Origin of the sequence: Zhihengliuella salsuginis, from assembly GCF_014651715.1 — a bacterium.
Lineage (GTDB): Bacteria > Actinomycetota > Actinomycetes > Actinomycetales > Micrococcaceae > Zhihengliuella > Zhihengliuella salsuginis.
In genome coordinates, this window is record NZ_BMXK01000011.1 from 147,158 (window position 1) to 165,161 (window position 18,004).

The following is an 18,004-nucleotide window of genomic DNA, read 5'->3' on the forward strand; positions in this document are numbered from 1 at the left end:
CGGCGCGACGTCGCTAGGAAACCTTGAATTCGGCGACCTGCAGTCCGTAGGGACGGGCGTCGTCGTACGGGGACGCGAGCCGGGGCAGCTCGGTGACGTTGAAGAACACGTACCGGCCGGTGGCCGCCTCCTCGTCCGTGACGGGTACAGACACCGTAGGCCCGGTGAATGAACCCTGGGTGACGGACTGCGCAGACGAGAAGTCGTCGGTTTCGCCGATGGCGACCTCGAACGATCCGCCCGTGCCGTTCAGGCCCGTGAGTTCGACCTGGCTGATCTCCGCGGATTCCTCGAGCTCGGCGACGAGGATCATGTTGGAGGCGTACCCGCCGAAATTCGGCTGCGTGTAGGAGAACGACGCGTACAGAGTCGCCTCGTTGCCGTCGATCGCCCGCCCCAGCGTGTTGTCGGTCTCCTCGTTGAGCGACGGGAAGTCCGGAACGACGCGATCGATGCCGCTGACCACCGGACTCGCTGCCGGTGCCGCGGTCTCCGCGGGATCCTCGCTGGAACCCGGCTCCTGCGAGGCAGACGGTTCGCCGTTGCCGGCGGACGTCGACGAGTCCCCGCCGGCCTGCGGGGCGTCGTCGCCGCCCAGACCGCCGAGCATGTTGAAGGCGAAGACGACCGCGAGGATCAGCACGATGCCCAGGACGGCACCGACGATCAGACGCGTCCAGCGGTTGCCGCCTTCTTCCTCCTCATCGTCCTCGTAGACGTCGTCGCCGGCGGCCGCGCCGGCCCCGGCGCCGGCACCGGCGACGGCTGCCTCGTCCTCGTAGCCGCGGGCGGCAGCGGGGAACGTCGCAGCCGGACGCAAGTCCTCATCGGCGCCGGCCCGCGGGGTGGACGCGGTCGGAGCAGGACCGGCGGCAGCCGCTGCGGCCGCAGGAACGGCGTGGTCGTCGTCCTCGTCGGTGTCGTCGTACACCTCCACCTTGGGGGAGGTGCCGGTCGCCTCCGCGGGTGCGGGTGCCGCGACCGGGCTCTCCTCGGTGCTGGGCGAACCCGCGGTGTCGGCGCCGTCCTGCGGCTCGGGGGCCGCCGATGCGGCACCGGAGCCCGCGCCGGCGGCTGCCGCTCCGCCCGTGACGCCGGCAACGCCGCGGCTCAGCCGGTCCCTGAATCCGGCGAGTCGGTTCGAGAGCGGGGTCCGGCGCTCGTTCTCCTCGAGCTCGGCGTAGTACTCGTCATCGTCCTCGTGGAGTTCCGGGCGCATCGAACGCTGCTCGCCGAAGATCTCGGAGCCGAGCGTGTCCGTGTAGAACGGCTCGACGTAGGTGGCCTCCGAGAACAGGTCCATCAGGTCATCGGAGTCGGCGGTGTTCGTGATCAGGTAGGTCGCGTCCTCGGAGACGCCGAGGTCCAGCACCTGCACGTTGCTCGGGCGCTCGCCTGTGGCGATCTCGCGGGCGCTCGCTGTCATCCGCGCGGTGTTGTCCGTGGTCGCGACGAGGATGCTGACGGCCCGGTTGAGGACCTGGTCCATGCCGTCGAGGACCATGTCTCCGTCGGCCGAGTTCCGCACGGTGCTCGTCACCTTGTAGCGGCCGCCGAGCACGGTTCCGACGTCGATGGGCTGCGACACTGTTGACTCCCAAGCTTGGTTTTCGGGTACGGGGCACCCAATAGAGGTAATGCTTGAGTACATGCTACCGGCCAAGTCGAGCCCATGCCGCGCAGTCCTGCCGGCAACCGGGAGGAGCCGGCCGCGCCTGCCTCAGCGACGGCTGTGCCGGGCCCCGCGCGGTCGGTCGGAACCGCTGTCCGGTGCGGACTCCGGGGGACGACGGCGGCGCCCCGGCTTGGCGCGCCGGCGGCCCCGTGAGAGGTCCGGAATCCTGCGGGCGAGGGGGCCGATGAACTCCGTGAGCTCCTCCAGGTGCGCGGCGCGCAGCAGCAGCAGGTACACGACGACCATGACGATGCCGCAGGCGGCCAGGGTGCCCAGGGCCGGGATGATGCCGGCGAACGCGAAACCGAACGAGAAACCGCCAAGCAGCCACAGCACGAGGGCGCCGGCGGCCCCGGACACCAGGGCGAACCAGCCGACCCGGATGTAGGTGTCCAGGACGCGGACGACCTGGTAGTCGCCGTGGCGGCGGACGACCAGGACGTGGGCGAGGATCGCGCTCAGCACGTTCGTCACGCCGTAGAGCAGGGCGATGCCGACGACGATGCGCGTCGGCGGGATGAGCTCCGACATCGTGAACGCGGCGATCAGGCCGACGACGGCGATGGAGGTCTGGATCAGCATCGGCGTCTTGGTGTCCTCCTGCGCGTAGAAGACGCGGATGAGGAAGAAGTGGGCGCTCTTGAACGGAAGGCCCAGTGCGGTGAGCAGCAGCAGCTGGCCGATCGCGGCCCCGGCCGCGGCCCCGTCGGCGGACGTGCCGCCGAAGAGGCGCCCGAGGGGTCCGGCGAGGACGACGATGGCGACGGACGCGAAGACGATGGGCACCGCCGTCGTGCGCAGTCCCTTGGAGAGCAGGGCCGGGACATCGTGCGCGCGGTCGTCGTGGAAGGCGCGGGTGAGCTCGTTGAAGAGCACCGTGGCGAGCGAGAGCGCGAAGATCGAGTGCGGCAGCACGGTGATCAGCTGCGACGTGTTGAGGGCGTACTCGCCGGCGACCGAGGAGGCGCCGGAGGTCAGATCCTCGCGGGCGGCCGTCGCCTCGGAGGCGATGCGCGAGTACAGCAGCGAGGCGAGGTTGCCGACCATCATCGACGCGAGCGTCCAGGACGCGATCCTGCCGACGTGGGTCAGTCCCATGCCGCGGAAGTGGAAGTTCGGGCGGATCGTCAGGCCCGTGGTGCGCAGCGGGGCGAAGAGCACGAGCGCCTGCAGGGCGATGCCGAGGGTCGAACCGCCCGCCAGCAGCACCGTCTGCGTGGTGGTCCACTCGGCGAGCTGGTCGGTGTCCGCGCGGAACGCGCCGAACAGGCCGATGTACGTGCCGATCACGGCGATCTGCACGAGGTTGTTCACCACTGGCGCCCACATGAACCAGCCGAAGCGCCCGTGCGCGTTCAGCACCTGGCCGACGACCGAGTAGACGCCGTAGAAGAACACCTGGGGCAGGCACCAGTAGGCGAACGCCGTCGCCAGGGTCAGCATCGACTCCGACCAGCCGACGGTCAGCATCGAGATGATCGGCCCGGCCAGCAGGGTCAGCAGGGCGGCCGCGGCGGCCATGAAAACCACCGTGAGCGTGATGAGCTTGGACGTGTAGGCCGAGCCGCGGTCCGCGTTCTTGGAAGCCTTGATCAGCTGAGGGACCAGGACGACGTTGAAGATGCCGCCGGCGATCAGCATGAAGATGATCGTCGGGATGACGTTGGCCTTCTCGAAGATGTCCGCGACCGGGGTGACGGAGCCGATCGCCACGGCCAGCAGCGCGGTGCGCGCGAAGCCCAGCACCCGGGAGACCGTGGTGCCGCTGGCCATGAGCGCGTACGCGCGCGAATTCGATTGCGGGGCCGGGGCCTCGGGCGTCTCGAGATCGACGGAGCCGGTGGCCGGCTCGGCTTCGGGCCGTTCTCTAGTCGACATGCTGCGGCAGGACCTCGCGGGCCAGCTCGGCGATGCGGCGTTCGTTGGGGAAGGACAGACGCCGGCCGAGCTCCTTGAGCGGGACCCAGGCGACGTCGACGGCCTCGTGGTCCGGGTCGTTCTCGATCGTCAGCTCGCCGCCGGTGGCCTTGAGCAGGAAGTGGTGGACCGTCTTGTGCACGCGGTACGTCGAGACCGTGAACCAGTAGTCGATGCTGCCGAGCGCGGCGAGCACGTTCCCGGCGATGCCGGTCTCCTCCTCGACCTCGCGGACGGCGGCCTCCTCGTTGGATTCGGCGCCCTCCGGATGGCCCTTCGGCAGGCACCATTCGAGGCGGCCGCCCCGGTTGTAGCGGGCGATGATCGCCACGGGGAGATCGGGTTTGCTCAGGTCAACGACCACTCCACCGGAGGAGACCTCCTCCACCGTGGGGAGTGTGTGTTGGCCCTGCTGCTGCGACTGCGCATGGGCCATTGACGCGGTCAACGGTGTGCGCTTCGGAGCACTCGGGACTGGATGGGCCATGCACTCCACTCTATCTATCTTTTGGCCGACCATGCGTTCTTCCCCACGTCCGCCGCGAGTACGCGGGGGCCCGGCGTGGATCCGGCCCGAAAATCTGACACCATTAAGGGACTATGCACCAGCTTCCCGAACCCGCGGCTCTGCGCGAGAGCCTGCCCGCCGTCGTCTTCGACCTCGCGGACCGTTTCAGCGCCGCCGGATTCGAGCTCTCGCTGGTCGGCGGCCCGGTCCGCGACTTGTTCCTGGGCCGCGTGTCGCCGGACCTCGACTTCACGACCGACGCCACACCCGAGCAGACGCTGGAGGCGATCGCCGGGTTCGCGGACGCCGTCTGGGAGGTCGGACGCGAGTTCGGAACCATCGCCTTCCGGGTCGGCCGCGACACGATCGAGGTCACGACCTACCGCGCGGAGGCCTACGACCCCGCCTCGCGCAAGCCGGTCGTCGCCTTCGGGAACAAGCTCGAGGACGACCTCTACCGGCGCGACTTCTCGATGAACGCGATGGCCCTGCGGCTGCCGCAGCTGGAGCTCGTCGACCCGTTCGGCGGGTACACCGACCTCGAGGCCGGCGTGATCCGCACGCCGGGCGCGCCGTCGTCGTCGTTCTCCGACGACCCGCTGCGCATGATGCGCGCGGCGCGCTTCGCCTCCCAGCTGGGGGTCGACGTGCACGACGACGTCCGCGCCGCCATGGTGGACATGGCCGAGCGGATCACCATCATCTCCGCCGAGCGCGTGCGCGACGAGCTGGTCAAACTGATCTGCGGCGCCGCCCCGCGTGCCGGGATCGACCTGCTCGTCGAGACGGGGCTCGCCGACAGGGTGCTGCCGGAGGTGTCCGCGCTCAAGCTCGAGACCGACGAGCACCACCGGCACAAGGACGTCTACCAGCACAGCCTGCAGGTCCTGGAGCAGGCCGCCGACCTGGAGTCGGACGCGGACGGTCCGGTGCCCGGCCCGGACTTCGTGCTGCGCTTCGCCGCCCTCATGCACGACGTCGGCAAGCCGGCCACGCGCCGCTTCGAACCGACGGGTGCGGTCTCCTTCCGCCACCACGACGTCGTCGGCTCCAAGCTCGTCAAGAAGCGGATGCGCGCCCTGCGGTTCGACAACGACTCCATCAAGGCGGTCGCCCGGCTGGTCGAGCTGCACATGCGGTTCTACGGGTACGGGGAGGCCGGCTGGAGCGACTCGGCGGTCCGCCGCTACGTCAACGACGCCGGCGACCTGCTCGAGCACCTTCACCGGCTCACGCGCTCGGACGTCACGACGCGCAACCGGCGCAAGGCCGAGCGCCTGGCCCACGCCTACGATGATCTGGAGCAGCGCATCGCCCAGCTCGCGGAGCAGGAGGAGCTCGCCTCCGTTCGCCCGGACCTGGACGGCAAGGCGATCATGGAGCTCCTGGGCGTCCGCCCGGGCCCGGTCGTCGGGCGCGCCTACAAGCACCTGCTGGAACTGCGGCTCGACAACGGGCCGATGGAACACGACGACGCCGTCGACGCTCTGCGCACCTGGTGGGCCTCCCAGCCGGAGAGCTCGCAGACGCCCGTCGATGCCGCCGAATAGCGCCTTATCAGAGGAGAGATCATGACGAATCGCCCGACCTTGTGGCTAGTCCGCCACGGCGAGACCGAATGGTCGCGCTCCGGCCAGTACACCGGCCTGACCGATCTGCCGCTCCTGCCCGAGGGCGAGGAGCAGGCGAAGGCGGCGGGGCGCACCCTGGCCGCGGCCGGCGTCGACTTCGACCTGGTGCTCTCCAGCCCGCTCCAGCGCGCGTGGCGCACGGCCGAGCTGGCCGGCTTCGCCGACGTCGAGCGCGTGCCGAGCGCCCACGAGTGGGACTACGGGGACTACGAGGGCGTCCGCAGCGCAGACGTGCGCGTGCAGAACCCGGCGTACCGGATCTGGAACGACGGCGTGCCCGGCGGAGAGCCGCTGGCCGAGGTCGCGGCCCGCGCCGACGGCGTCATCGAGCGCGTGCGCACCGAGCTGGGCGACGGCCGGAACGCGATCCTGTTCTCCCACGGGCACTTCAGCCGGGTCGTGGTGGCCCGGTGGCTCGGGCTGCCCGCGGACACGGGCCGGCACTTCCTGCTCGGCACGGCGAAGGTCTCGCAGCTCGGCTGGGACAAGACGACGCCGGCCGTTCAGGCCTGGGGGCTCTAGGAACCCGCAGGTCGGCGGAGGCCTACCGCCAACCGGGTGCGCGCCAGTACGTGAACGCCCGGAACAGGCCCTCGAGCGGGCCGCGCCGCAGCCGGCCCATCCACACCGCGCTGAGGGCCAGCTGAGCGGCGTACACGCCGAGGCAGATGAGCATGGCGGTGCCGGGGTGGATCGTGCCGCTCAGATCGAACCCGTAGTCGGTGTAGATCAGGGCCATGACCGCCGACTGCGCCAGGTAGTTGGTCAGCGCCATCTGCCCCGCCGGTGCCAGCGCCGACCGCACCTTGGCGCCGGCCCGCGAGCGGAAGCCCAGCAGCAGGGCGGCGACGAAGGCGGCGGTGAGGAACGGTCCGGTCAGAGTCGCGACGCCGAAGGCGAAGAGCTCGGCGGACAGCGAGCCGGCGTAGACCTGCAGCCAGCCGGTGGCGATGCCGCCGGGCAGCCCCACCGCGAGACCGATCGCGAGCACGCGGCGCAGTTTCGACGGTGTCGCGTGCTCGATCCAGCGCGCCTTGGCGGCCGCGAGGCCCAGGAAGAACATCGCCAGAGCCACCGGTCCCTGGATCAGCAGCATGTTGGACAGGGTCACCGGGTACATGCCGAGCAGGAACTGCGAGTAGCTGCCCTCCAGCAGTCCGTCGAGGGACCCGGCCTGCATCGCGGCCGCGGTGTCGAGGTCCATGAAGGACTCCATCGCCAGCATGAGCGCCGACAGCGCGACAACCCCCAGCCCGATCACCGCAGTCAGCACGATGGCGAGGGTGCGGGCGGTCGAGACGCGAGCGTTGCGGGCGGCGAGCAGGATCAGCCCGCACAGCGCGTAGGTCAGCAGGATGTCGCCGGTGAACAGCAGCAGCCCGTGGGCGAGCCCCAGGACGAACAGTGCGAGGAACCGGCGCAGGGCGACGCGGGTGACGTCGGCGCCGCGGCGGGCGGTCGCGTCCCAGAGCAGGACGAAGCTGTAGCCGAACAGGAACGAGAACAGGATGTAGAACTTGCCCATGAACGCCCCGGCGGTGACGGCGTTGACCAGGTCCCCGAGAGGGCCGGTCTCGGCGCGCTGGTTCACGAGCATGCCCGGATCCACGAAGATCTGCACGTTGACGAGGAAGATGCCGAGCAGCGCGAAAGCGCGCAGCGCGTCCAGATCCAGCACGCGTGACGGTGCGGGCGCGACGGGCGCAGGGGCATTCGGTGTGTCCTCGTGGGTCATAAACCCAGACTAGAGCGGAGGCGGTCCTCCCGGCGTCGGCCGCTGAGCTGACAAACGCGCGGAAGGGCGCCCCGGTGTCGTCCTCAAGGATGATCTTGAAACGCGGTGAAGAAATTCCCGACTTCCACTAGCGCTCGGCGGGTGGTGCGGGTAGGCTCAATACTGCGATTGAGAAACGTCAACCGACAGTGGTCGGCGGGCGGGGACAATCGGGACATCAGGCTTTCGAGCCCAAGCTTCGCCGACGCGGGAGACCGCGGAGGCCGATCGAATGAGGAGGTGGGATACGTGAACAACGCAATTCAGATGCCGGCACTTGCCGCTGATGCCGCCGGCTGGTGCGCTCCGTTTATGGGCGCAGCCATGACCGCAACAGGCACCGGTACGTCCGATCGACGCCGTCCGAATCATTTCACCGCCCGCCTCCGGAGCAGCCGACTCTAGCGAAACACCGCACCGCTGCAGCCGTCCGGGGGCCTCCACACCGAGGCATACCACCAGGAAGAGCAGCGATGTCCGCGCAGTATTCGCCCCAGTCCGCCCGTCATCTCGCCGCACAGTTGGCCGCAGGCCACGGCGCCGAGTTCTATTTCTCCGGTCCCGAAGTCATCGCAGCGCGCTCGCACAAGACGACGCGCAGCGACTCCGTGGACGCCCTCCTCGAGCGAGAGGAGGTGACCCTCTGATGAAGCGCAACAAGAGCAACTCCAAAGCCGGCGCCAAGCGCCGGCCCCACGAGTTCTACGATGCCGAGGCAGCACGCCGCAAGCAGCACGCACGCCTGGACGCCAACATCCCGCAGGAGATGTGGTTCCGTGTCCGCTGATCGGGACGCCAGGTCCCGAGGGACGAGGGACGCCACCAGAGGACGCATCGGAGAACGATCCGCAGAGCAGCCCGCCGGCTACGTCGGCGGGCTGCCGCCGTTGGTGCCCGCATCGGGCGGGGCGACGAGCCTAGAAAATTTCACCGGAATCGTGCCGCAGCCATGGATTCATTGGTAGCGTCAGCATCGTGAATACCGAAGCTCCTGACGACGCGAGCATCGCGGCCGCCGCCCGCCTCAAGCCCATCGCGGAGATTGCCGCGGAGGCGGGCGTCCCCGACGACGCACTCGAACCCCACGGCCGGCACCAGGCCAAGATCGACGTGAACCGGCTCGGTGCCGGTGGCCCGGCCGGGGCGGTGGTCCTCGTGAGCGGGATGTCGCCGACGCCGGCGGGGGAGGGCAAGTCGACCGTCACGGTGGGCCTCGGGGACGCCCTGGCGGCCGCCGGCCACCGCACGATGATCGCCCTGCGGGAGCCCTCGCTCGGCCCCGTCTTCGGCATGAAGGGCGGCGCGACCGGGGGTGGATTCGCCCAGGTGGTGCCGATGGGCAGCATCAACCTGCATTTCACTGCTGACTTCCACGCGATCACGAGTGCGAACAATCTACTGGCCGCGATGGTCGACAACCACATCCACCACGGCAACGGTCTCGGGATCGACCCGGCGTCCATCACGTTCAAGCGGGTGCTCGATGTCAACGACCGCGCCCTGCGACGCATCCGGCTCGACTCGGGCGCCAGGCGCGAGACCGGGTTCGACATCACTGCGGCCAGCGAGGTCATGGCCGTCCTGTGTTTAGCTCGTGACATGCCGGACCTGAAAGCGCGTCTCGGCCGAATCACCGTCGGATTCACGCGCACCGGGCTGCCCGTGACGGCCGGCGATCTGGAGGCGGGCGGGGCCATGGCCATGCTGCTGCGGGACGCCTTCAAGCCCAACCTCGTGCAGACGATCGCCGGAACACCGGCGCTGGTCCACGGAGGGCCCTTCGCCAACATCGCCCATGGGTGCAACTCCGCCATCGCCACGAACACGGCCCGGCGCCTGGCCGACGTCGTCGTGACCGAAGCGGGATTCGGCGCGGATCTGGGGGCCGAGAAGTACCTCGACATCAAGGCGAGGGCGGCCGACTGCCCGCCGACCGCCGTCGTGCTCGTCGCGACCGTGCGGGCACTGAAGATGCACGGCGGACGCGCGAAGGACGAGCTCGCCGCCGAGGATCCCGCGGCGGTGGCGGCCGGCCTGCCCAACCTGGCGCGGCACGTCGACAACGTGCGCCGGTACGGGTACCAGCCGGTGGTCGCCGTGAACAGGTTCGGCGCGGACACGCGCGAGGAGCTGGCGGTCGTCGAGCGGTTCTGCGCGGAGAACGGCGTGCGCTGCGCGGTCACCGAGGTGCACGAGCGCGGCGCGGACGGCGGGGCCGAGCTGGCCCGTCACGTCGCAGCGCTGCTGGAGGAGACGCCGTCGTTCCGCCCTCTCTACCCGCGCGACGCGGACGTGGAGGAGCAGCTCGGGGCGATCGTGCGCACGGTCTACGGCGGCGACGGCGTCGAATTCGCGCCCGAGGCGCGCGAGCAGCTCGACCGCATCCGGGCCCACGGCTGGGAGCGGCTGCCGGTGTGCATCGCCAAGACCCAGTACTCGTTCAGCGACGACCCGGCCCGGCTCGGGGCGCCGACGGGCTTCACGGTGCGCGTCCGCGAGCTCGTGCCGAAGACCGGCGCGGGATTCATCGTCGCGCTGACGGGCACCGTCATGACGATGCCCGGCCTGCCGGCCGTCCCGGCCGCCGAGCGCATGGACGTGCACGACGACGGGACGGTCACCGGGCTCTTCTGAGCCGCCCGGACTGCTGGCGCCACATGGTGGGGCGTGGCGCGCTGGTCAGTCGTCGGCCTGCGAGGCCACGTCCTCCACGCCGTGGCGGAGGCCGAGGAAGAGCGCGGCGCTGAGGGAGAGGACCACCGCAAGGGTGACCGCGGCGAATCCGGGATCATCAGCCAGCGTGCGCTGGATGGTGCGGGCCGGGACGACGGCCGCGAACACGAAGGCGATCGCGGTTCCCGTGTAGGCGCCGAGCATCCAGCCGGCGTGCGCACGCCACTCGTGCCGGCGGGCGTGGATCCAGCCGACGGCGACGGAGAACAGGGTGAAGATCGCCAGTCCGTGCAGCCAGCTGAAACCGTCGGGCATGATCGCGAAGCTGGAGGCGCAGGTCAGGACCATCGTGGCGAGCCAGACACGCCCCAGATAGCGGTGGACCCGGTCCTTGGTCCGCCGGATGAACTGGACCGGACCCAGGACCAGGACGAACAGCGCTGCCACCGCGTGCACCATGACGACCGTGCCCCCGACGTTCTCCAAAAGCGGTCCCCCTCGGCCTTCGCTTGGACGTGGCCGCCGCGTAGCGGCCCGCTGTCCGGTCAGTCTACGCAGGGCGTTTGACGGTCCCCGGAACAGGAGATGAAGAATGTGCGCCCAGTTAAACGCCGAGGCCGGCGCCATCCCCCGATCGGGAAGGCGCCGGCCTCGATGCGTTCAGGACGCTCAGCGCTCGACGTCGCCGCGGATGAAGGCCTCGACGCTGTTGCGGGCCGTGTCGTCGTCGTACTGCTCCGGCGGGGACTTCATGAAGTAGCTGGACGCGGAGAGGATCGGGCCGCCGATGCCGCGGTCCTTCGCGATCTTCGCGGCGCGCAGCGCGTCGATGATGACGCCGGCCGAGTTGGGGGAGTCCCACACCTCGAGCTTGTACTCCAGGGAGACCGGGGCGTCGCCGAAGTTGCGGCCCTCGAGCCGGACGAACGCCCACTTGCGGTCGTCGAGCCAGGCCACGAAGTCCGACGGGCCGATGTGCACGTTGCGGCCGTTCAGCTTGTCCGCCAGCTCGCCCTTGAGGTTGGACGTGACGGCCTGCGTCTTGGAGGTCTTCTTGGACTCCAGGCGCTCGCGCTCCAGCATGTTCTTGAAGTCCATGTTGCCGCCGACGTTCAGCTGGTAGGTGCGGTCCAGGGTGACGCCGCGGTCCTCGAACAGTTTCGCCATCACGCGGTGGGTGATGGTCGCGCCGATCTGGCTCTTGATGTCGTCGCCGACAATCGGGACGCCCGCCTCGGTGAACTTGTCCGCCCACTCCTTGGTGCCAGCGATGAACACCGGCAGCGCGTTCACGAACGCCACACCGGCGTCGATCGCGGCCTGCGCGTAGAACAGCGCCGCCTCTTCCGAGCCGACCGGCAGGTAGCACACCAGGACGTCGACCTCGGCGTCTTTGAGGGCCTGCACGACGTCGACCGGCGCCTCAGCGGACTCCGTGATGGTCTCGCTGTAGTACTTGCCGAGCCCGTCAAGGGTCGGGCCGCGCTGAACGGTGACGCCCGTCGCGGGCACGTCGGCGATCTTGATGGTGTTGTTCTCGGAGGCGAGGATCGCGTCAGCGAGATCCAGACCCACCTTCTTCTCGTCGACGTCGAACGCCGCCACAAACTGGACGTCGTTCACGTGGTAATCACCGAACTGGACGTGCATCAGGCCGGGGATGCTGGCCTCCGGCGCGGCGTCCTTGTAGTACTCGACGCCTTGAACCAGCGACGTGGCGCAGTTGCCCACGCCTACGATTGCGACCCGGATGGGGTTACCCGACACTTCGACTCCTAGAAACTCATGTGCTGCAGGGACTTCGGCTCCACGCGGAAGCGGCCGCGCATCACAGGATGAAGGCGCGGCAAAACTCCTAAGAGTCTAAGTGACAGACGGCCCCGCGTATTCCCGGAGCGTTCCGGTGGCTCGAACGCTACGCTGGACGGCATGTCTGAAACTGCAGCCGACCTGGCGATCGGCATCGATATCGGCGGCACCAAGATCGCCGCCGGACTGATCACCTCCGAGGGCCGCATCGTGCGCGAGGTCCGCCGGGAGACACCGCGCCACGATGCCGTCGCGGTCGAGGCGGCCGTCGTCGAGGCCGTCCGCGAGCTCGGTGCCGACGCCCCGGGCGCGCCCGTCGGCGTGGGGGCCGCCGGGTGGATGAACCTCGACGGCAGCGAGGTGCTCTTCAGCCCGCACCTGGCCTGGCGCAACGAACCGCTGCAGGCCCGCCTCGAGGACGCTCTGGGGCGCGATGTCATGCTCACGAACGACGCCGACGCGGCCGCCTGGGCCGAGTACCGGTTCGGCGCGGCGCGCGGCGAGAGCCACCTGGTCTGCCTGACGCTCGGCACCGGGATCGGCGGGGCGATCATCATCGGCGGGGAGCTGCGCCGCGGCCGATTCGGCGTGGCCGGCGAGTTCGGCCACCAGACCCTGGTCCCGGGCGGGCACCGCTGCGCGTGCGGCAACCGCGGCTGCTGGGAGCAGTACGCGTCCGGCAACGCCCTCGGCCGCGAGGGCCGGGGGCTGGTCGCCGCCAAGTCGCCGGTCGCGCACGCGCTGCGCGCCGCCGTCGACGACGACCCCGACCTCGTCACCGGCGCGCTCGTCACGGAGCTGGCCGCCGACGGCGATCCCGCCTGCTCCGACCTGGTCGTCGAGATGGGGGAGTGGCTGGGCCTCGGCCTCGCCAATCTCGCCGCCGTCCTGGATCCGGGCGCGTTCGTGATCGGCGGCGGCCTCGGGTCGGCGTCGTCCGCCTTGATCGAGACCGCGGAGGCGAACTACCGCAAGTCGCTCAGCGGCCGCGGATACCGCCCGTTCGCGCGGGTGGCCCGCGCACAGCTGGGCGCGGCGGCCGGCCTCGTCGGGGCCGGCGACCTGGCCCGCACCCACCGTTGACGACCGGGCGCGACGGCCGCCGCGCGTCAGGCGTCCGCAGCAGCTAGTGTGTGGAATATGGCCCCACGTACGCCCAACCGCATCGCGGTCCCGTCGCGCACGGATCCCCTGCTGCGCCGCTTCACCGAGATGATCGGCGGCCCGCTGGGGCGCCGCACCGAGCCGGGGCGCACGCCCACCGGATTCTTCACGGTCGAACGCGTGCTCGTCGCGCTCACGGTCGTCGCCGCGCTCGCCGCCGTCGCGGCCAAGAACGCCTGCCGGGTCGGCGGCTGGGACGGCGCCAACTCCTACATGTGGGCCTGCTACTCGGATCTGCCCCCGCTGTTCCACGCCCGCGGGTTCGCGGAGAACCCGTTCGCGCCCTTCGTCGACGGCGCGAACTTCGAGTACCCGGTGCTGATGTCCTTCGTCGCCTCGATCACGGCGCTGCCGATCGTGCCGGGCGACTACGATCGCGCGCTCGCCTACTTCGACCTCAACGTGCTGCTGATCGCGGCGCTGTGGATCGCCGTCGTGCTGATGACCTCCCGCTCGGCCGGGCGGCGGCCCTGGGACGCGGCCATGGTCGCGATCGCGCCGGGGATGATCCTCGCCTCGACCATCAACTGGGACATGTGGGCCGTCGCGGCGCTGGCGGGCGCGGTCCTCGCGTTCTCCCGCGACCGGACCGTGCTCGCCGGGGCGCTCATCGGCATCGGGACCGCCACGAAGCTCTTCCCCGTCCTGTTCCTCGGCGCCGTCCTGGTCCTCGCCGTGCGGACGGGGCGCTGGCGCGCCTTCGGTACGACGACGGCGGCCGCGGCGGGTGCCTGGCTGGCCGTCAACGTCCCCGCCATGCTCCTGAGCTTCGAGGGCTGGAGCGTGTTCTGGACGTTCACGCGGGAGCGCGAGGCCGGCTGGTCGTCGCTGTGGCACGCCTGGAACACGATCGCGGAGGCGGCGGGGGCCGAGGGCCTCAGCGCCGAGACCATCAACACGGCGGGTTTCGTCGCGTTCTTCCTCTCCTGTGTCGGCGTGGCGGTGATCGGCCTCATCGCGCCCACGCGGCCGCGCCTGATCCAGCTGGTCTTCCTGATCGTCGCGTCGTTCGTGCTGGTCAACAAGGTGTACTCGCCGCAGTTCGTGATCTGGCTGATCCCGCTCGTCGCGCTCGCCTGGCCGAAGTGGCGGGACTTCCTGATCTGGCAGCTGGTCGAGGTCCTGCACTTCTTCGCGATCTGGGCGTTCCTCTACCAGATGACCGTGGAGCTGGAGGCGCAGCACGCGCTCGCCCCGGCCGCCTACGTCCTCGCCGTGTTCGCGCACATGGGCATGGTGCTCTACCTGATGGTCCGGGTGGTGCACAGCATGTGGGACACCAGCGCGGACCCCGTGCGCCGGGCCGGGCAGGACGACCCGGGCGGCGGGCCCTTCGCCGGTGCCCGCGACGCGGGCTGGGTCGCGCGGCTGCGCCGGGCATGAGTGCCGACGCCGCCGTGGTCGGGTCCGGACCCAACGGGCTCTCCGCCGCGCTGACCCTGGCCCGCGCCGGGCTGCGGGTGCGCGTCTACGAGGCGGCCGGCCGGCTCGGCGGCGCCGCGGCCACCGTGCGCGTGGACGGGGCGCTGCACGACGTCGGCTCGGCCGTCCACCCGACCGCGCTCGTCTCCCCGTTCTTCCGCGAGATCGGTCTGCCGCAGGCGGTCGACTTCGTCGTTCCGGAGCTCTCCTACGCCCACCCGCTGCCCGGCGGCGAGGCGGCAGTGGTCTGGCGCTCGCTCGAGCGCACCCTGGAGGACCTGGGCAGGCACTCGGGCGCGGACGCCGACGCCTACCGGCGGCTCGTCGGTCCGCTCTCCGGCCGCGGGCAGGAACTGGGCGAGCTGCTGCTGCGCCCGCTGCTGCCGTTCCCGCCCGCGCTCGCGAGGCCGTCTCTGCGCGGAACCACGACGGCGGCGCGGCTGGGTGCCGCCACGCTCGCCGCGGCCGCGGGCAGCACGGCTGCGGAACTGGGCCGCCAGCCGCAATATATGCCGGAGACGGTATCTTCCCTGCTGGCCGGGCTCCGCGCACACATGCCGGGCGGCTCATATGGACCGGCCGCCCAGGGCGCGGGGTTGTTCCTCGGGGCGCTCGCCCACCACGGCTGGCCCCTCCCGATCGGCGGCTCCGGTGCGATCGCCGAGGCGCTGGCGAGCATGATCGACGCGGCCGTGGGCGGTACGGCTGCGGCGCACCGCGGCGCGGGCCTCGAGCGCGCCTGGCTCGAACTCGGCCGGCCGGTGGCCGACCGGGCCGAACTCGACGAGCCGCTCGTCCTCTTCGCGACCTCCGCCGAGCACGTGGCCTCCGCGGTGCACCGGATGCCCGAGGGGTACCGCGCCGCCCTCCGGGCCACCCGCCGGGGACCGGGCAGCGCCGTCGTGCACTTCCGGACCAGCGCCCCCATCCCTTGGGCGGACTCCCGCCTGGCGGACGCCGGTACGGTCCATCTGGGCGGCACCGCACGGCAGATCGTCGCGGGAGAGCGGTCCGGGCGCCGTCGCTTCGATCCGCGGAACCCCTACGTGCTGCTCAGCCAGCCGAGCCGCTTCGACGCCACGCGCGCCCCGGCCGGGCAGCACGTCGTCTGGGCCTACACCCACGTCCCCCACGGGGCCGACCTGGCCGGACTGGGAGGGGAGGGCGCGGTGACCGGGGCCGTGGCGGCCCAGATCGAACGGTCCGCCCCCGGCTTCCGGGAGACCGTCGTCGCCACGTGGATGCAGGGCCCGCGACAGCTGGAGGCCGAGAACCCCGCGCTCATCGGCGGGGACATCACGGGCGGTGCGGTGGACCTGCGCGGCCTGCTCGCCCGCCCCGCCGCCTCCCGCGCCGCCTGGGCGGGGGCGCCGTGGCGGACCCCGGTGCCCGGCGTCTACCTGGCCTCGAGTTCGGCGGCGCCCGGGCCGGCCGTGCACGGCATGGCGGGCCATCTCGCCGCCCGCACCGCGATCGCCGACCAGCATCCTCCTCAGGGCTGAGACGGCCCGATCGGCGCGGGCCGAAAGATCATCCGGAAGGGCGGCGCGAGCCGGTCCGCCGACGCCTAGTGTGGAATCCATGATCGAGGCGAATGGGCTTACCAAGGACTACGGCAGCAAACGCGCCGTCGACAATGTCAGCTTCACGGTCCAACCCGGTCGTGTGACCGGGTTCCTCGGGCCGAACGGCGCGGGCAAGTCGACGACGATGCGGATGATCATGGGGCTGGACACGCCCACGAGCGGGACGGCGACCGTGGGCGGCAAACGCCTCGCCCAGCACGCGGCGCCCCTCGGCGTCGCCGCGGCGCTCCTCGAGGCCAAGGGCGTGCACAAGTCCCGCAGCGCCCGGAACCACCTGCGCATGATAGCGGCGACGCACGGCATCGAGACCCGGCGCGTCGACGAGGTCATCGAGCTCACCGGGCTGGGCGCCGTCGCCCGCAAGCGCGTGGGCGGGTTCTCGCTCGGCATGGGGCAGCGCCTCGGCATCGCGGCCGCCCTGCTCGGCGACCCGGAGAACCTGATCCTCGACGAGCCCGTCAACGGGCTCGACCCCGAGGGCGTGCTGTGGGTGCGCAACCTGGCGCGCCACCTCGCATCCGAGGGGCGGACGGTCTTCCTGTCCTCCCACCTGATGAGCGAGATGGCGCAGACCGCCCACCACCTGATCGTGATCGGCCGCGGCCGCATCCTGGCGGACGCGAGCATCGAGGAGATCATCGCGTCGACGAAGCAGCAGCTCTCGCTGGTGCGGACCGACGACGTGGAGGCGCTCATGCGCGCCCTCGCCGCCGACGGCGTGCGCAGTACCGCCACCGCGCCGAACACCCTCGAGGTCGTCGGCCTGGATCCGCGCCAGATCGCGGCCGCGGCGCTCGAGTCGCGGATCCTGATCTACGAACTGACGCCGCGCTCCTCCACGCTGGAGGACGCCTATATGGAACTGACCAAGTCCGAGGTCGAATACGTCTCCGGAGGGATCAAATGACCGCCACCGCCGAAACGCCGCTGCGCAACCGCGACCGCGGACGGGGCGTGGTGCACCCGTCGAGCTTCGTGCGGGTGCTCCGCGCCGAGACGATCAAGTTCTTCACCATCCCCTCGCCCGTCGTCCTGATGATCTGCTCGGTCGTCCTCATGATCGGCATCGGCGCGCTCGCGGCCCTGGCATCGGGCAGCATGGCGGCGATGATGGCCGAGAACCCCGACATGGGCGGCGAGATGCCCGCGATGTCGGCCGTCTCGGCACTGTTCGGCGGCGTCGGCTTCGTCCAGCTCATCGTCGGCTCCCTCGGCGTGATCGTCGGCAGCAGCGAGTTCAGCACCGGGCTGGCGCGGACGACGTTCACCGCTGTCCCGCGCCGGCTCAACGTGCTCGGCGCGAAGATCGTCGTGCTCGCGGTGGCGGCCGCCGTCGTCACCCTCGTCGGGACCGCGCTCTCGGCGGTGGCCATCTGGCCCATCGCCGAGAACTACTCGATGAGCTTCGACGTGTGGGATCCGCAGACCCTGCAGGGCCTGTGGACCACGATGGCCTACCTGGTGTGCGTGACCCTGATCGGCCTCGCGCTGGGGATGCTGCTGCGCAACGCGGCCGGCGGCATCGTCATTCTCGCCGCGCTGCTCTTCGTCCTCCCGCTGGCGCTGAACATGATCGGCCACGACATCACCACCACGCTGGCGATGTACCTCCCCGACGCCGCCTACACGGCGATCTCCGGGGTCGGGCCGAGCGCGGCCGAGGCCGAGGCGATGGGCCTGCCGGCACCGCTCGAGGTCTGGCAGGGCTGGCTGGCACTAGGGGCCTGGGCCGCCCTTCCGACCATCGCGGCAGGGGCAGTACTGCACCGCCGCGACATCTGATATGTAGGTTGTTCTTGTCAAGAGGCAGAGTTGAGCGGTCCGCGGCTGGTTGTCGCGGACCGC

The 18,004-nt window shown here is 70.8% G+C and carries 16 protein-coding genes; 10 read left to right on the top strand and 6 right to left on the bottom strand.

The annotated features are described in order from the left end of the window. Positions 1 to 13 precede the first annotated feature (13 nt). From IE069_RS13135 to IE069_RS13145, 3 genes are all read right to left on the bottom strand, one after another. The gene (locus IE069_RS13135; protein ID WP_189351008.1) at positions 14 to 1,588 is read right to left on the bottom strand and encodes a hypothetical protein; all 1,575 of its coding nucleotides are present in this window, start codon (positions 1,586 to 1,588) and stop codon (positions 14 to 16) included. 132 nt (positions 1,589 to 1,720) lie between these two features. Further along, positions 1,721 to 3,553, bottom strand: coding sequence for a murein biosynthesis integral membrane protein MurJ (gene murJ / locus IE069_RS13140; protein ID WP_229791151.1), 1,833 nt, complete (start codon positions 3,551 to 3,553; stop codon positions 1,721 to 1,723). Continuing rightward, complete coding sequence (locus IE069_RS13145) at positions 3,543 to 4,079, bottom strand: NUDIX domain-containing protein (protein ID WP_189351009.1); 537 nt, start codon at positions 4,077 to 4,079, stop codon at positions 3,543 to 3,545. The genes murJ and IE069_RS13145 overlap by 11 nt, the downstream gene beginning before the upstream one ends. Before the next feature lie 113 nt (positions 4,080 to 4,192). Between IE069_RS13145 and IE069_RS13150 the strand changes: the two genes are divergently transcribed. Together IE069_RS13150 and IE069_RS13155 are read left to right on the top strand one after the other, a co-directional pair. Next, the gene (locus tag IE069_RS13150) at positions 4,193 to 5,650 is read left to right on the top strand and encodes a CCA tRNA nucleotidyltransferase (RefSeq protein ID WP_189351010.1); all 1,458 of its coding nucleotides are present in this window, start codon (positions 4,193 to 4,195) and stop codon (positions 5,648 to 5,650) included. Between the two features lie 21 nt (positions 5,651 to 5,671). Beyond that, entirely contained in the window at positions 5,672 to 6,253 is a 582-nt protein-coding gene (locus IE069_RS13155) for a histidine phosphatase family protein (protein WP_189351011.1), read from the top strand. A 22-nt stretch (positions 6,254 to 6,275) separates the two neighbouring features. Here the strand turns inward: IE069_RS13155 and IE069_RS13160 are convergent, their stop codons facing one another. Further along, the gene (locus IE069_RS13160; RefSeq protein WP_189351012.1) at positions 6,276 to 7,466 is read right to left on the bottom strand and encodes a DUF418 domain-containing protein; all 1,191 of its coding nucleotides are present in this window, start codon (positions 7,464 to 7,466) and stop codon (positions 6,276 to 6,278) included. A gap of 512 nt (positions 7,467 to 7,978) precedes the next feature. Between IE069_RS13160 and IE069_RS13165 the strand changes: the two genes are divergently transcribed. From IE069_RS13165 to IE069_RS13175, 3 genes are all read left to right on the top strand, one after another. Further along, positions 7,979 to 8,152 (top strand): hypothetical protein, encoded by a 174-nt coding sequence (locus IE069_RS13165; protein WP_189351013.1) that lies wholly within the window; start codon positions 7,979 to 7,981, stop codon positions 8,150 to 8,152. After that, positions 8,152 to 8,292: a hypothetical protein gene (locus IE069_RS13170; RefSeq protein ID WP_189351014.1), complete on the top strand. Its 141-nt coding sequence runs from the start codon at positions 8,152 to 8,154 to the stop codon at positions 8,290 to 8,292. The genes IE069_RS13165 and IE069_RS13170 overlap by 1 nt, the downstream gene beginning before the upstream one ends. A gap of 185 nt (positions 8,293 to 8,477) precedes the next feature. Beyond that, positions 8,478 to 10,139 carry a formate--tetrahydrofolate ligase gene (locus tag IE069_RS13175; protein WP_189351041.1) on the top strand — a complete coding sequence of 554 codons (1,662 nt, stop codon included), beginning with the start codon at positions 8,478 to 8,480 and terminating at the stop codon, positions 10,137 to 10,139. 45 nt (positions 10,140 to 10,184) lie between these two features. On the opposite strand, the gene IE069_RS13180 is transcribed toward IE069_RS13175, so the two are convergent. Together IE069_RS13180 and IE069_RS13185 are read right to left on the bottom strand one after the other, a co-directional pair. Then, complete coding sequence (locus tag IE069_RS13180; RefSeq protein WP_189351015.1) at positions 10,185 to 10,664, bottom strand: DUF2306 domain-containing protein; 480 nt, start codon at positions 10,662 to 10,664, stop codon at positions 10,185 to 10,187. 183 nt (positions 10,665 to 10,847) lie between these two features. Next, positions 10,848 to 11,945, bottom strand: coding sequence for an inositol-3-phosphate synthase (locus tag IE069_RS13185; RefSeq protein WP_189351016.1), 1,098 nt, complete (start codon positions 11,943 to 11,945; stop codon positions 10,848 to 10,850). 162 nt (positions 11,946 to 12,107) lie between these two features. Between IE069_RS13185 and IE069_RS13190 the strand changes: the two genes are divergently transcribed. The 5 genes from IE069_RS13190 to IE069_RS13210 all read left to right on the top strand — a co-directional run bounded on the left by IE069_RS13190 (position 12,108) and on the right by IE069_RS13210 (position 17,941). Further along, positions 12,108 to 13,070 carry an ROK family protein gene (locus tag IE069_RS13190; protein ID WP_189351017.1) on the top strand — a complete coding sequence of 321 codons (963 nt, stop codon included), beginning with the start codon at positions 12,108 to 12,110 and terminating at the stop codon, positions 13,068 to 13,070. Between the two features lie 57 nt (positions 13,071 to 13,127). Then, positions 13,128 to 14,534, top strand: a complete 1,407-nt coding sequence (locus tag IE069_RS13195) for a glycosyltransferase family 87 protein (protein ID WP_189351018.1) — start codon at positions 13,128 to 13,130, stop codon at positions 14,532 to 14,534. After that, entirely contained in the window at positions 14,531 to 16,075 is a 1,545-nt protein-coding gene (locus IE069_RS13200; protein ID WP_189351019.1) for a phytoene desaturase family protein, read from the top strand. The genes IE069_RS13195 and IE069_RS13200 overlap by 4 nt, the downstream gene beginning before the upstream one ends. A 79-nt stretch (positions 16,076 to 16,154) precedes the next feature. After that, a complete protein-coding gene (locus tag IE069_RS13205; RefSeq protein WP_189351020.1) occupies positions 16,155 to 17,066 on the top strand; it encodes an ABC transporter ATP-binding protein in 912 nt (303 codons plus the stop codon). Continuing rightward, positions 17,063 to 17,941: an ABC transporter permease gene (locus IE069_RS13210; protein ID WP_189351021.1), complete on the top strand. Its 879-nt coding sequence runs from the start codon at positions 17,063 to 17,065 to the stop codon at positions 17,939 to 17,941. The genes IE069_RS13205 and IE069_RS13210 overlap by 4 nt, the downstream gene beginning before the upstream one ends. The last annotated feature ends 63 nt before the right edge of the window (positions 17,942 to 18,004 follow it).